Consider the following 12,812-nt stretch of genomic DNA (forward strand, 5'->3'; position numbering starts at 1 on the left):
TCACCCCGGCCCTCTCCCCAAAGGGGCGAGGGTGAAAAGACGGCCCCGTACAATCCCCTCTCCCCTTTGGGGAGAGGGTTAGGGTGAGGGGGGGCTACCTTAATACATACCCATACAGCCGCTTAATCCCGTCGGCATCCTTCTCGCTGTAAACCCCCTGCAGCTCCGGCGAGAAGCCCGGCAGCAGGTTGATGCCCTCCTCCAGCGCGAGGAAGTAACGCTGTACCGCCCCGCCCCAGACCTCACCCGGCACCACGCACAGCACGCCCGGCGGATAGGGCAGCGCCCCTTCGGCAGCAATGCGCCCTGCGGCATCACGTATGCGAACCAGCTCCACGTCACCGCGAATATAGGCCCGGTTCGCATCCTGCGGGTTCATCACTACCTCAGGCAGGCTCTCCTTGCGGAACATCGCCTTCTGCAGATCCTTCACGTCAAAGCTGACGTAGAGATCGTGCATCTCCTGACACAGCTGGCGGAGGGTATAATCCCGGTAGCGCACCGGGTATTTCTGGAAGATCGTCGGCAGCACGTCCGCCAGCGGCGTATCGTCTTCAATATGCTGTTCGAACTGGCCCAGCATCGCCACCAGCTGCGCCAGCTTCTCGCTGCTTTCGGCAGGCGTCAGCAGGAACAGGATCGAATTGAGGTCGCATTTCTCCGGCACGATGCCGTTTTCGCGCAGGTAGTGCGCCAGAATCGTCGCCGGGATCCCGAAATCGGTGTACTCCCCGGTTTCAGCATCGATACCCGGCGTGGTCAGCAGGAGCTTGCACGGGTCGACAAAGTACTGCTCGCGGGCATAGCCCTCAAAGCCGTGCCATTTGGCCCCCGGCTCAAAGCTGAAGAAGCGCAGCTCGCTGGCGATGGCGTGCGTCGGATGATCCTGCCACGGCCGCCCCGCCACCACCGGTGGGATAAACGGTTTGATCATATGGCAATTCGCAATGATCGCCTTGCGCGCTTCAATCCCCAGCTCGACGCACTCCGCCCACAGCCTGCGTCCGCTTTCACCTTCGTGGATCTTGGCATTCACATCCAGCGCTGCGAACAGCGGATAAAACGGGCTAGTGGAGGCATGCAGCATAAACGCGTTGTTCAGCCGCTTGTGCGGACAGAAACGCGCCTGACCGCGAATGTGGTTATCCTTTTTATGGATCTGCGACGTTTGCGAGAACCCGGCCTGCTGTTTATGCACCGACTGGGTCACGAAAATTCCCGGATCGTTCTCGTTCAATTCCAGCAAGAGCGGGGACGTTTCCGCCATCATCGGAATAAACTGCTCGTAACCCACCCATGCGGAGTCAAAGAGAATGTAGTCGCAGAGATGACCGATCTTGTCGATCACCTGGCGGGCGTTGTAGATCGTCCCGTCGTAGGTGCCAAGCTGAATGATTGCCAGGCGGAACGGGCGCGCCTCGTCGGCCTTCTCCGGCGCCGCCTCGCGGATAAGATCCCGCAGATAGGCGTCGTCAAAGCAGTGGTCGTCAATCCCGCCAATAAAGCCAAACGGGTTACGCGCGGCCTCAAGATAAACCGGCGTGGCGCCCGCCTGGATCAGCGCTCCGTGGTGGTTAGATTTGTGGTTATTGCGGTCGAACAGCACCAGGTCGCCGCGGGTCAGCAGCGCGTTGGTCACCACCTTATTGGCCGCTGAGGTGCCGTTCAGCACGAAGTAGGTTTTGTCCGCGTTGAACACTTTCGCCGCGAACTTTTGCGCGTGCTTGGCGGACCCTTCGTGGATCAGCAGATCGCCCAGCTTCACGTCGGCGTTGCACATATCGGCGCGAAACACGTTCTCACCGAAGAAATCATAGAACTGTCGCCCTGCCGGGTGTTTTTTGAAAAATGCCCCGTGCTGGTGGCCCGGACAGGCGAAAGTGCTGTTGCCCATCTCCACATACTGGCTCAGGGTGTCGAAAAAAGGCGGCAGCAGATTCTCTTCGTAACGGCTGGCAGCGCTCTCCAGTTCCAGAAACTCCTGAGCTTTACCCGAGATGACCGCGGTGGCGCCGTCGGGTACGTCCGTTGGCTCCTGCGAGAAAATAAACACCGGTAAATGAAAGCCCGTGCGTTTCAGCAGTGCAAGAATGCCGCTGCGACTTTCAGCTGTTGTGATGACGACGGCCGCCACATCGGTAAAATCAGTGCTGTCCAGCGTCACCTTTTCGCGGTGCGTAGACACAGTGGAGAGCAGCTCGCGGCTGACGGCAATTTTCATGGTTTTCATAAGCGCAGTTACCCTCACCGGGCGGTGAGACAGGGAGGAGAAAATTCGCGCAATAATGTCACCTTTTATTTTGAGGTGCAAGAAGGAATCAGTATGCACGAAATCAACCAAAGCTAAGGCCCGCGCAGCCCTGCCGTGCCATAATAATGCAATATCAATGATTAAATAACAGGAGTTAACTTTGGTTATCGGGCCATTTATTAACGCAGGCGCCGTATTGCTGGGCGGCGTACTCGGCGCCGTGCTGAGCCAGCGGTTGCCGGAGCGTATTCGCACCTCCATGCCCTCGATATTCGGCCTGGCATCGTTAGGGATCGGTATTCTTCTCGTGATCAAATGCGCCAACCTGCCGGTGATGGTGCTGGCCACCCTGCTCGGCGCGCTGATTGGCGAATTTTGCTATCTGGAAAAAGGCATTAACAGCGCGGTGAGTAAAGCCAAAAACCTGATTGCCCGACCGGGCGGCAAGGCGAAACACGGTACGCACGAGTCGTTTATTCAGAACTACGTCGCCATCATTATTCTGTTTTGCGCCAGCGGCACCGGGATTTTCGGTTCAATGCAGGAAGGGATGACGGGCGACCCAGGCATATTGATTGCGAAAGCGTTTCTTGATTTCTTCACCGCCACTATTTTTGCCACCACGCTCGGCATTGCCGTTGCCGCGATTTGCGTGCCGATGCTGCTTATTCAGCTGGCTCTCGCCACCTGCGCCACGTTGATTCTCCCGCTCACCACGCTGGCGATGATGGCAGACTTTACCGCCGTCGGCGGCCTGCTGCTGTTGGCTACCGGGCTGCGCATCTGTGGGATTAAGATGTTTGCCGTGGTGAACATGCTGCCCGCACTGCTGCTCGCCATGCCGCTCTCCGCGCTCTGGACGCACTTTTTTGCTTAAGGATACGGCGAAATGGTGAGAGATTGCGCAGTCTGTAACGAAAACAACATTTTTCGTTGACGCCACGGGGCAGATCGGGTTTAATGCGCCCCGTTGCCCGGATAGCTCAGTCGGTAGAGCAGGGGATTGAAAATCCCCGTGTCCTTGGTTCGATTCCGAGTCCGGGCACCACTATTTAAAGAACCCGCCCTCGTGGCGGGTTTTTGCTTTTGGTTTCTCCCCACCCCAGGGATCGTTCCCACCTGCGTCCAGCAGTTTGTTTTTAAAGATAAACAAACACGCCTCGTTGAAGTTCTCCGCCCCCAGGCGTTCCGAGAGCACCGTTCGTTTGCGATAGAGACTTTTCACCGACGTATTCAGCTCATCGGCGATGGCTTCCATCGGCATCCCTGCCCGCAGCAACCGCAGCATGATCGCTTCGTGCGTGCTAAGCCGTAAATTAAGCAGCCACTTCGTGGTCAGGCGCCGGCCTTTCATATTGAGCACCAGGTTAAACAGCGACGCCATATCCGGCGCGGTCAGCGACGTGTTCATAAATAACTTCATACTGAGCAGATTCTCCTCCCGGTGTCGCATATCGAGCATAACGCAGCAGATTGTTTTTTTCGTTCTGGCCGGATGGCGTATCAGGTAATCATATAAACGGAGCGGAGAACGACTATCAATCAATACAGAATATTCATCTGCACCGTTATCAAATATGTTTCTGTCAATCGAGTCGAGCAGGATAATATCCGGGAAAAATATCCGCATCCCTCTGACAAGGTAGCGATCCTGAGTCACTAAAACAATTGAAGTTGCCACTAACCATCCCTTTTAGATTAAAGCAAGCACGATCCCTCGCAAAGAAGGCCGCCTTCGTTTTATAGCGCTGTTATATTAACGATAAATGTATTCTGGCTTTGGACATCCCTCAATACAGACATTGATGAGTAAGACTTCCTGTAGACTATCATTCAATGGCTGCCATTAATTATAAATAAAAAACAATCGCAGAAAAGTCACTTCTCTAAACATTAAGAGTTTTTGTCATGAAACTTCCCAAACATGCACCAGAAAGTACTTTAATTGAGGCAGGTAAACCACATTAAAAATATATACAAAGCTGTCACAATATAAATAAAATACAAATATATCAATCATTTACAAATAAACAATCATTTCAATAAAACCGCCAAAAACCACTCGATACAGAATTATCTCAAAACAACACAGCCCCATTTCAACATATTTATCCGGCAACATATCAGGTGTACATTAGCTTTCACCCAGTCCACTGAGATAAGGATCCATAATTACCTTTTGGTAAGTACCCCGTAACATCACTGCATTCAGATTTAATGTTCTCATTTATGGCCTTTAACCCTGAGTTTAAAGGCGGCCGTGTTATGCAATGGATTCATGATAAACAAATGGCAAATAGATATGGAAAGATCGCTTCGCTTCAATACGTTATTCTTTTATCGCGCCCCAACATTATTGTTTCTGTTATTCCTCTTTCCTGTTCTGGCTCAGGCGACTGAATCCGTTTATGAGCAACAGATTCAACAGGCGCGTAACGGTAATTACTCGCCGTTTCTCGATTATCTTCAGCGTTATCAGCAGCAGCATGCCCTGACGCCTGATCAAGTTGCGGACTGGTTACAGGTTGCGTCCTGGGCAGGTCATGATGACGAGGTTATTCAGGTCTGGCAGCGTTACGGTATTTATATGCCGCTGCCCGCCCGCGGCGTTGCTGCCGTCGCGCAATCCTGGCGGAATAAAAAAGCCTGGCAGCCAGCCCTGGCGCGCTGGAAAGAGGCGCGTAGCCTTGCGCCGGATAACGGCGATTATCGTATCGGCTACATCAAAACCCTGGCCGATGCCCGCATGGACGCGCTTGCCCTGCAGGAAACCCAACGGCTGGTAGCGGAAAATCCCTCTCAGGCACATCTTGAGACGCTCTCGTATGTCTGGTTACGCCAGGGAAAAAGCTGGGATCGGCTTCTGGCAGACACGCGCGCGCTGAATATCGCGCCTGAGAATAAAGCGCTCCTCAGCGAGCTAATCGACGCGCTAACGGATAGCCGGGTGAACACCCCCGCGCTGCAGCTTTCACAAAGCGTGACGCTGTCTCCCGCGGAGCGTCGCCGTCTTGAGCGTAATGCCGCCGCCGAACGGGTTCGCCTTGCCGATGTGCCCGGCAGAACAGAAAAGGAGCGCCTGCAGCTTGCGCAATCCACGCTGAATCGTTACGACGATCTGCTTTCCCGCTGGCAAAAAGATCCGCAGGCGGCGGAAGACGTCGTTCTGGCGCGTATAGACAGGCTTGGCGCGCTATACGCCCATGCTGATTACCCACGGGTGATTAGCGAATATCAGGATCTTACGGCAGACCAGCATCCGGTGCCGGGCTGGGCAATCGGCTGGGTCATCTCCGCATATCTTCAGGAGAAAAACGCGGCCGCCGCCTTCGCGCTTCTGCAACGCTATCCGCAATACGCTTCCGACCCGCAGGACGAGGAGCACGCGCTTTTCTACGCCTGGCTGGATACGGGAGATTATCAATCCGCCCGCCGATATGCTGAGCGCCAGACCCGCAACGTCCCGTGGACCCGCTACGATTTCGGCTCCCCTACCCCTCAGCCGAACGATCGATGGCTTACCGGACAGTCGCTCCGCTTTAACTATTTGCTGGCGACGAATGCCCTGCCGGAAGCCGAAACGCTGGCGCACCGTCTGGCGACAACGGCGCCGGGCAATCAGGGATTACAGATTGACTACGCCACCCTGCTTCAGGCGCGGGGCCTGCCGCGTGCGGCCGAGCAAACGCTGAAAAAGGCGGAGGCGCTGGAGCCGTCCAATACAGAGCTAGAGCAACAGCAGGCTTACGTCGCAATGGATCTACAGGAGTGGCGACAGATGGATTTACTGGCCGACGACGTGCTTGCCCGCGCGCCTGCCGACCGCAGCGCCAGGCGTCTCGACAGGCTCAGGACGGTCCACCACATGTCCGAGCTGCGCCTCAACGCGAGCAAGGGTTTGCACTCCGATAGCCCCGTCAGCGGGACGCACGACCTGAGCTGGGACGCCACGCTCTATGGCCCACCCGTAGCGGACAGCTGGCGGCTGTTTGCGGGTACCCGCTACGCGCAGAGTAATTTCGATGAAGGCAAAGGCACCAGCCGTCACCTTTTGGGCGGCGTCGAGTGGCGACCACGCGACCTCCAGCTCGAAGCCGAGCTTTCCAGCAACCGCTATCACGGCGAAAACAAGCCGGGCGCTCGCCTCGCAACAACGTACTTTGTGAACGATAGCTGGCAGGTCAGCGGCAGCCTGGAACGCCTGTCGCGCACTACGCCCCTTCGGGCGTTACGCAACGGCATTAGCGCCAACCGGGGTGAAGGCGGGGTGCGCTGGTATCAAAACGAGCGGCGTGAGTACCAGTTCAGCGCCGCCCTCAGCCGCTTCTCCGATCATAACCGCCGCCAGGAATACACCCTCACGGGCAAGGAGCGTCTCTGGCAGACCCCGTCCCTGACGCTGGATCTCGAGCCGGGGATCGCCGCCAGTAAAAACAGCCTGCTCGACACGCTCTACTACAACCCGGCGCGGGATCTGTCCGTGACGGCGGCCCTGGCCGTTGACCATGAAATGTATCGCCATTACGACACCCTCTGGAGCCAGCAGTTCGTGGCGGGAGGCGGCAGCTACTGGCAGAAAAATCAATCCGCTGGCGCCATCGCCCTGCTGGGTTACGGACAGCGCGTCCAGTGGAACAACGTCATTGATACCGGCGTGATGCTGAACTGGGATAAACGCCCTTACGACGGCAAACGCGAGAGCAACCTCTCCGTCACGTTTGACGCGACTTTACGCTTTTAAGGATGAATATGCTGAACACACGTTTTTCCGTGAGCCTGATACTCCTCGGCTGGCTCTGCCTCAGCGCGAGCGTCTGCGCGCAGGCGATCTCGTTCATTGCGCCCAAAGATCGGCCGCAGCTGGAGGCGAGTAAACCCTGGCCGAAGAACCAGTTTCTGGTCCTGGCCTACCACGACGTCGAAGACGATGCCGCCGATCAGCGCTATCTCTCCGTTCGCACCAGCGCGTTAAACGAGCAGATAAGCTGGCTGCTGCACAATGGCTACCACGCCATCAGCGTGCAGGACATTCTTGACGCGCATGACGGGAAAAAAACGCTGCCGCCAAAAGCCGTTCTGCTCAGCTTTGACGACGGCTACAGCAGCTTTTACACCCGCGTCTGGCCGCTGCTTCAGGCATGGAACGTTCCTGCACTGTGGGCGCCGGTGGGCAGCTGGGTGGATACGCCGGCAAATCAAAAAGTTAACTTTGGCGGCCTGATGACGCCCCGCGAGCGCTTCGCAACGTGGGACATGGTGCGCGAGCTCAGCCAATCCCCGCTGATTGAGATCGGATCGCATACCTGGGCCTCGCATTACGGCATTCCGGCCAACCCGCAGGGCAGCCGCGAGCCGGCCATCGCCAACCGCTTGTATGACAGCGCGACGGGCCGCTATGAAACCGATCGGCAGTTCAGCCAGCGGATCGGCGATGACGTTCGCAAAGTGACTGAAAAAATCACGCAGGTGACGGGCAAGGCGCCGCGCGCCTGGGTCTGGCCCTACGGCGCCGCCAACGGTACGTCGCTCGCTATCGCCAGACAGCAGGGTTACCGGCTGGCCTTTACCCTTGAGGACGGGCTGGGGAACGTGCAGGATCTGGGCAACATCCCCCGCCTGCTGATCGCCGGGAATCCCTCGCTCAAGGCGTTTGCCAGCACGGTCAGCCAGGTTCAGGAGCGCGATCCCGTGCGCGTCATGCACGTCGATCTCGACTACGTTTACGATCCCGATCCGGCCCAGCAGACCCAAAACATCAACAGGCTGATCCAGCGGGTTTACGACATGAAGATCAGCCATGTTTTCCTGCAGGCGTTTGCCGACCCGCAGGGCGACGGCAGGATCAAGGCGCTCTATTTCCCCAACCGTCGGCTGCCGGTTCGGGCCGATCTCTTTAATTTTGTCGCCTGGCAGCTGCAAACCCGCGCCGGGGTAAAAGTCTTCGCGTGGATGCCGGTGCTCTCGTTCGATCTCGATCCTTCCCTGCCGCGCGTGCAGCGCCGGGATCGTCAAACCGGCCAGCTGCGCGAAGCCACCGAGCCCTATATCCGGCTCTCCCCGTGGGACCCGCGGGTGCGCCAGCAGGTGACGGACATCTATGAAGATCTGGCCCGCTATGCCAGCTTCAACGGGATTTTGTTCCATGACGATGCGGCGCTGACGGACGTGGACGATGCCGGTCAGAACACCACGCGCCAGAAAAGCCAGACGCTCATCGGGTTTACCCACGCCCTGAGCCTGGCGGTGAAGCATATCCGTGGCCCGCAGATAAAAACCGCGCGCAATATGTTCGCCTTACCCATTCTGCAGCCCGAAAGCGAAGCGTGGTTCGCGCAGAATCTTGATGATTTTCTGGCGGAGTACGACTGGACGGTGCCGATGGCCATGCCGCTGATGGAGTCCATCCCGGCAGACGAGAGCGATGCCTGGCTGACGCGTCTGGTTAACGCGGTCGCCGCACGCCCTGGCGCGCTTGATAAAACCATTTTCGAGCTGCAGGCCAGGGACTGGGACCAGAAACCGCAGCGCGCCGTGTCCGACAGCCAGCTTGCGCAGTGGATGCGCGTGCTCCAGCTGAACGGCGTCAAAAACTACGGATACTACCCCGACGACTTTCTCAACAACCAACCTGATATCTCGCGCATCAGGCCTGAATTTTCTTCGTACTGGTACCCTGACAATGACTGATCGCATTATCGCCTTCTCTATTTTATGTCTGGTATTCGGGTTGCCGTTAGGCGTGGCCGCCCTCTTTACCGGCGAACTGATTCTGGATTTTGTGTTCTTCTGGCCGCTGTTCATGTCGGTGCTCTGGATAACCGGCGGCCTCTATTTCTGGTTTCAGCTTGAACGCCACTGGTCGTGGGATAAAGACACGTCCGCCCCGACGCTCGCCGGTGAGCCGCTCATCTCCATTCTTATCCCCTGCTTCAACGAGGGACGAAATGCCCGGGAGACCATCAGCGCCGCGCTGGATCAGCGGTATGAAAATATAGAAGTTATTGCCATCAACGACGGATCTTCTGACAACACCGCGCAGGTGCTGCAGGAATTGGCGCAGGAACAGCCGCGCCTGCGGGTGATTAACCTCGCAGAAAATCAGGGGAAAGCGCTGGCGCTCAAGGCCGGGGCGGCGGCGGCCCGGGGCGATCTGCTGGTCTGCATTGACGGCGACGCCCTGCTCGATCGCGATACCGCCGCTTATCTGGTGGCCCCGCTGATTCAGTACCCCCACGTCGGCGCGGTTACCGGCAATCCGCGCATTCGCACGCGCTCCACGCTGATTGGCCGCATTCAGGTGGGCGAGTTCTCATCCATTATTGGGCTCATCAAGCGGACGCAGCGGATCTATGGCCGGGTCTTTACCGTCTCCGGCGTCATCGCCGCGTTTCGCCGACAGGCGCTGGCGGACGTCGGGTACTGGAGTCCGGACATGATCACCGAAGACATCGACATCAGCTGGAAGCTTCAGCTGCGCCACTGGGATATCTTTTTTGAGCCGCGGGCGCTGTGCTGGATCCTGATGCCGGAGACGCTGAGAGGCCTGTGGAAACAGCGCCTGCGCTGGGCCCAGGGGGGCGCGGAGGTGTTTCTGGTTAACCTTCGCAGGATCGTGCGCTGGGAGCATCACCGCATGTGGCCGCTGTTTCTGGAGTACGCGCTGTCAACGCTGTGGGCCTTCGCGTACGCGATGACGGTGCTGCTGTTCCTCCTCAGCCAGGTTGCGCCTGTTCCCGCCAGGCTGACCGTGGAGAGCCTTTTTCCACCGGAGTTTACCGGGCTGCTGCTGGGCGTGATGTGCCTGCTGCAGTTCCTCGTCAGCTTGTACATCGAGCGGCGCTATGAACGTAAAGTGGCCAGCTCGCTTTTCTGGGTGATCTGGTTCCCGATGGTGTACTGGATGATCGGCCTGTTCACCACCCTCGTCGCATTTCCAAAAGTCATGCTTAAACGCCAGCGCGCCCGCGCGCGCTGGATCAGTCCGGACCGGGGAAAAGGGAGCATTTAATGAACGAAAACACCTTAATTTTGACCGAGCATCGGCTCTTGCCGCGTCTTTTTGATGCCGCGCTAACGCTGGTGGCGTGGGGAGGATTTCTGTTTTTCCTGTATGCCCGTCTGTGGATGCAGCTAACCGATGAGAGCGACCACCGCTGGAGCGTGATTATCGCGTCCTTTAATACGGTGTTGATCTACCTGCTGTTTGCCGCGCTCAACGGCTGGCTGCTGATTTTGTGGTATCAGTACAACCGCCGTCGCGCCCACGTGAGACGGCGCCAGCCGGGCTATTTTCACCAGGAGGAGCTGGCCCGCAGCTTTAACGTCTCACCGCAGATCATCTCCGAGATGAGCCAGTACAACCTGCTGACGGTGTACCACGATCAGATTGGCCGCATCATCGATCTGAAGATCAACGAGCAGCAGGAAGAGGAAGAACAGTAGCGAAAAGCCCCCGCAGGAGACGCTGCGGGTTGAGGGATCCACAGTATTTTGTAGCAAGGAACATAACGTGACCTGAGCCGTATATTCCCCCTCACCCCAGCCCTCTCCCTCAAGGGAGAGGGGGCCGTCCGTGCAGGCATTATTTTGTAGGCAACCCTCAACCCTGCGGGGAGGTTTTTATAGCGAGTCCTTCACCACAATCAGCGGCTCGATATCGCTCTCTTTCTTCACCACCAGCGAGTCATCGCCGCGCAGACAGGTTCCGCCGTAGTTCCCGCCCACGGTGAAGGTGCAGACCTGTATGTACTTGCCGTCGACCTTCGGCAGGCACCACAGCTGCTGGTAGATGTTTTTGCGGTCAACAAACTTGCCGCTGGATTTATCCAGCAGTTCGTCCTGGGCGCTGATGAGATCGATATTGCTGCCGCAGCGTCCGGCAATCGGCTTGACGGCATAGCCGGTCTGCTTCAGCAGATCGTTAACCTCAAAATCGGTGTCGAGCAGATAACGGTGATTCGGGAACAGCTGCCACAGGACCGGGAGAATCGCCTTGTTGCCGGGAATAACGGTCCACAGCGGTTCGAAGACCAGCACCTCCGGGCGCAGCAGGACGTCAATCAGGCGCACCTCGCCCTCGGGATGTCCGGTGCGGATCGGCACGGCGGCGTATTCGGTTTCGCTTACCTCGCGGATCTGCTCTATCGCCGTTTCCCACGCCCAGGTTTTCCACACGCAGTTGACGTGGCGACCTTCGTCGTCAATCAGCTGTCCGGCGGCATCCCAGCTGAGCGCCTCCAGCCCGTGCAGAATTTTGGTCTCGAACCCGGCCTGCATCAGCGAACGCTGAATAAAGAGCGCGTGATAGTCCTCTTCGACATCGTTGTCCTGCATGATGTGGACGAACGGCCGCGCGTGGCTGTGCTTCCACGCGCCGGTCAGCTCTTCCAGCAGCCCTTCCGCCGGGTTATGCCCGTTGCCGCGATAGCCGTTTTTCACCCACTCTTCGAGAATCAGCCCGCCCTCGGTATGGCAGGACGCGGAGTCGGCGTTGTACTCGTAGACCTTAATGCCGCGCTCATCCATGCAGAAATCCATACGACCGGTGATCATATGGTGGCGACGCCACTGCCAGGAGAGGCGCAGGCGCGGCCAGAGGATTTTCGGGATGTCGAAAAGCGCCAGCAGGCTGTCGTCTTTCAGCACCTTGTCCGTCGCGTGCAGGTACATCAGGTGCAGTTCGTTGGTGGCCTTGATCAGCTCCTGCTCGGCGCTTTCGGTAATGGTGAAGTACTGGCAGGGATCTTTGTTGATCACATGGCCGTTGGCGCGGATATACGCCTGCTGCAGCGCGTCATTTTCGTTAAGCCATTTTCCGTCGAACTGACGCTTGTTTTTCAGCCGCGCGCCGCTGATTTTCAGCAGTTCGCCGTCGATTTCCGGCTGGGGAATGCTGTATTCCGTGTCGTCGGTCTGGATCATCCAGCCGAGAATCTCCGTGTCATTGAAGGTGTCATGGATCGTGTAACACCCGTTCTCCACGCTCAGACGCAGCTCGCGCGTCCACTGCTGCCCGAGCGGCAGCGGGGAGTGAATCACGTTCTGCTCCGCAATTCGCACCCTATCGTCGAGAAGCTGGGTGATCACCGCCACGTGGCCGGTCTCGTGAAACTCGCCGCCCTTTTGCCAGATCAGCAGCGCCCCGGCGCGCGGCGCGCGTTTTGAGCCGTTGGCAAAAGCCTGAAGAGGCAGAATGTTATCGTTCACCACCTGGCGCAAAAAGCGCAGGGAGAAGATTTCCCACGCCATGCCGACGTCGGTAAACACGAAGCCATAGTTGAGAAACAGGAAACGGCGGGCAAACTCAACGCATTGCCACTTGTGGCCCATGTATTCGTTGCCGATATAGCTGCGAAAATCCGCGTCTTCCGGGTATTTTCGCGGGTCCAGACTGCCGTAATTTGAAGAGTAAATCGCCACGCCACCGGGCGCATAGCCTAACAATGTCCCGAATGGCGCATCACTGCTTAACTTTCCTTTACGCATGTATCCAACCTAAAACAGGCAGGCGGCAATTTTTTTAAGGGTTGTCGTCGTCTGCACGTTGTAATTAACCTGACAG

At 57.5% G+C, this 12,812-nt stretch carries 8 protein-coding genes and 1 tRNA gene; 6 read left to right on the forward strand and 3 right to left on the reverse strand.

All coding sequences use genetic code 11. The features are described from left to right. Window positions 1-94 precede the first annotated feature (94 nt). Window positions 95-2,230, reverse strand: coding sequence for an ornithine decarboxylase (locus NWV12_RS18495; RefSeq protein WP_048979386.1), 2,136 nt, complete (start codon window positions 2,228-2,230; stop codon window positions 95-97). A gap of 181 nt (window positions 2,231-2,411) precedes the next feature. Between NWV12_RS18495 and NWV12_RS18500 the strand changes: the two genes are divergently transcribed. Together NWV12_RS18500 and NWV12_RS18505 are read left to right on the forward strand one after the other, a co-directional pair. Continuing rightward, window positions 2,412-3,128 (forward strand): DUF554 domain-containing protein, encoded by a 717-nt coding sequence (locus NWV12_RS18500; protein ID WP_048979387.1) that lies wholly within the window; start codon window positions 2,412-2,414, stop codon window positions 3,126-3,128. A gap of 95 nt (window positions 3,129-3,223) precedes the next feature. Further along, window positions 3,224-3,299: transfer RNA gene (locus tag NWV12_RS18505), tRNA-Phe, on the forward strand. Here the strand turns inward: NWV12_RS18505 and NWV12_RS18510 are convergent. Beyond that, window positions 3,300-3,881 (reverse strand): helix-turn-helix domain-containing protein, encoded by a 582-nt coding sequence (locus NWV12_RS18510; RefSeq protein WP_048979098.1) that lies wholly within the window; start codon window positions 3,879-3,881, stop codon window positions 3,300-3,302. It lies immediately after the preceding tRNA gene. A gap of 672 nt (window positions 3,882-4,553) precedes the next feature. Here NWV12_RS18510 and pgaA point away from each other — a divergent pair. Genes pgaA through pgaD form a run of 4 tightly spaced genes read left to right on the forward strand, consistent with a single transcriptional unit; the run spans window position 4,554 to window position 10,693 of the window. Next, complete coding sequence (gene pgaA, locus NWV12_RS18515) at window positions 4,554-6,992, forward strand: poly-beta-1,6 N-acetyl-D-glucosamine export porin PgaA (RefSeq protein ID WP_048979099.1); 2,439 nt, start codon at window positions 4,554-4,556, stop codon at window positions 6,990-6,992. Window positions 6,993-7,000: 8 nt separating this feature from the next. Further along, window positions 7,001-8,938: a poly-beta-1,6-N-acetyl-D-glucosamine N-deacetylase PgaB gene (pgaB, locus tag NWV12_RS18520; protein ID WP_048979100.1), complete on the forward strand. Its 1,938-nt coding sequence runs from the start codon at window positions 7,001-7,003 to the stop codon at window positions 8,936-8,938. Continuing rightward, complete coding sequence (gene pgaC, locus NWV12_RS18525; protein WP_048979101.1) at window positions 8,931-10,259, forward strand: poly-beta-1,6-N-acetyl-D-glucosamine synthase; 1,329 nt, start codon at window positions 8,931-8,933, stop codon at window positions 10,257-10,259. The genes pgaB and pgaC overlap by 8 nt, the downstream gene beginning before the upstream one ends. Next, a complete protein-coding gene (gene pgaD / locus NWV12_RS18530; RefSeq protein ID WP_039262947.1) occupies window positions 10,259-10,693 on the forward strand; it encodes a poly-beta-1,6-N-acetyl-D-glucosamine biosynthesis protein PgaD in 435 nt (144 codons plus the stop codon). Before pgaC ends, pgaD begins: the two co-directional genes overlap by 1 nt. Window positions 10,694-10,870: 177 nt before the next feature. Here pgaD and gss read toward each other — a convergent pair whose 3' ends face one another. Next, window positions 10,871-12,736 (reverse strand): bifunctional glutathionylspermidine amidase/synthase, encoded by a 1,866-nt coding sequence (gene gss / locus NWV12_RS18535; RefSeq protein WP_048979102.1) that lies wholly within the window; start codon window positions 12,734-12,736, stop codon window positions 10,871-10,873. Window positions 12,737-12,812 lie beyond the last annotated feature (76 nt).

Origin of the sequence: Enterobacter sp. Crenshaw (genome assembly GCF_024734705.1) — a bacterium.
GTDB classification, from domain to species: domain Bacteria; phylum Pseudomonadota; class Gammaproteobacteria; order Enterobacterales; family Enterobacteriaceae; genus Enterobacter; species Enterobacter asburiae_B.

Bases quoted from the DNA above. Each gene is read 5' to 3' on its own strand.
- pgaB (WP_048979100.1), top strand. From the start codon at position 7,001: ATGCTGAACACACGTTTTTCCGTGAGCCTGATACTCCTCGGCTGGCTC.
- pgaD (WP_039262947.1), top strand. From the start codon at position 10,259: ATGAACGAAAACACCTTAATTTTGACCGAGCATCGGCTCTTGCCGCGT.
- NWV12_RS18495 (WP_048979386.1), bottom strand. From the start codon at position 2,230: ATGAAAACCATGAAAATTGCCGTCAGCCGCGAGCTGCTCTCCACTGTG.
- pgaC (WP_048979101.1), top strand. From the start codon at position 8,931: ATGACTGATCGCATTATCGCCTTCTCTATTTTATGTCTGGTATTCGGG.
- NWV12_RS18510 (WP_048979098.1), bottom strand. From the start codon at position 3,881: ATGCGGATATTTTTCCCGGATATTATCCTGCTCGACTCGATTGACAGA.
- gss (WP_048979102.1), bottom strand. From the start codon at position 12,736: ATGCGTAAAGGAAAGTTAAGCAGTGATGCGCCATTCGGGACATTGTTA.
- pgaA (WP_048979099.1), top strand. From the start codon at position 4,554: ATGGAAAGATCGCTTCGCTTCAATACGTTATTCTTTTATCGCGCCCCA.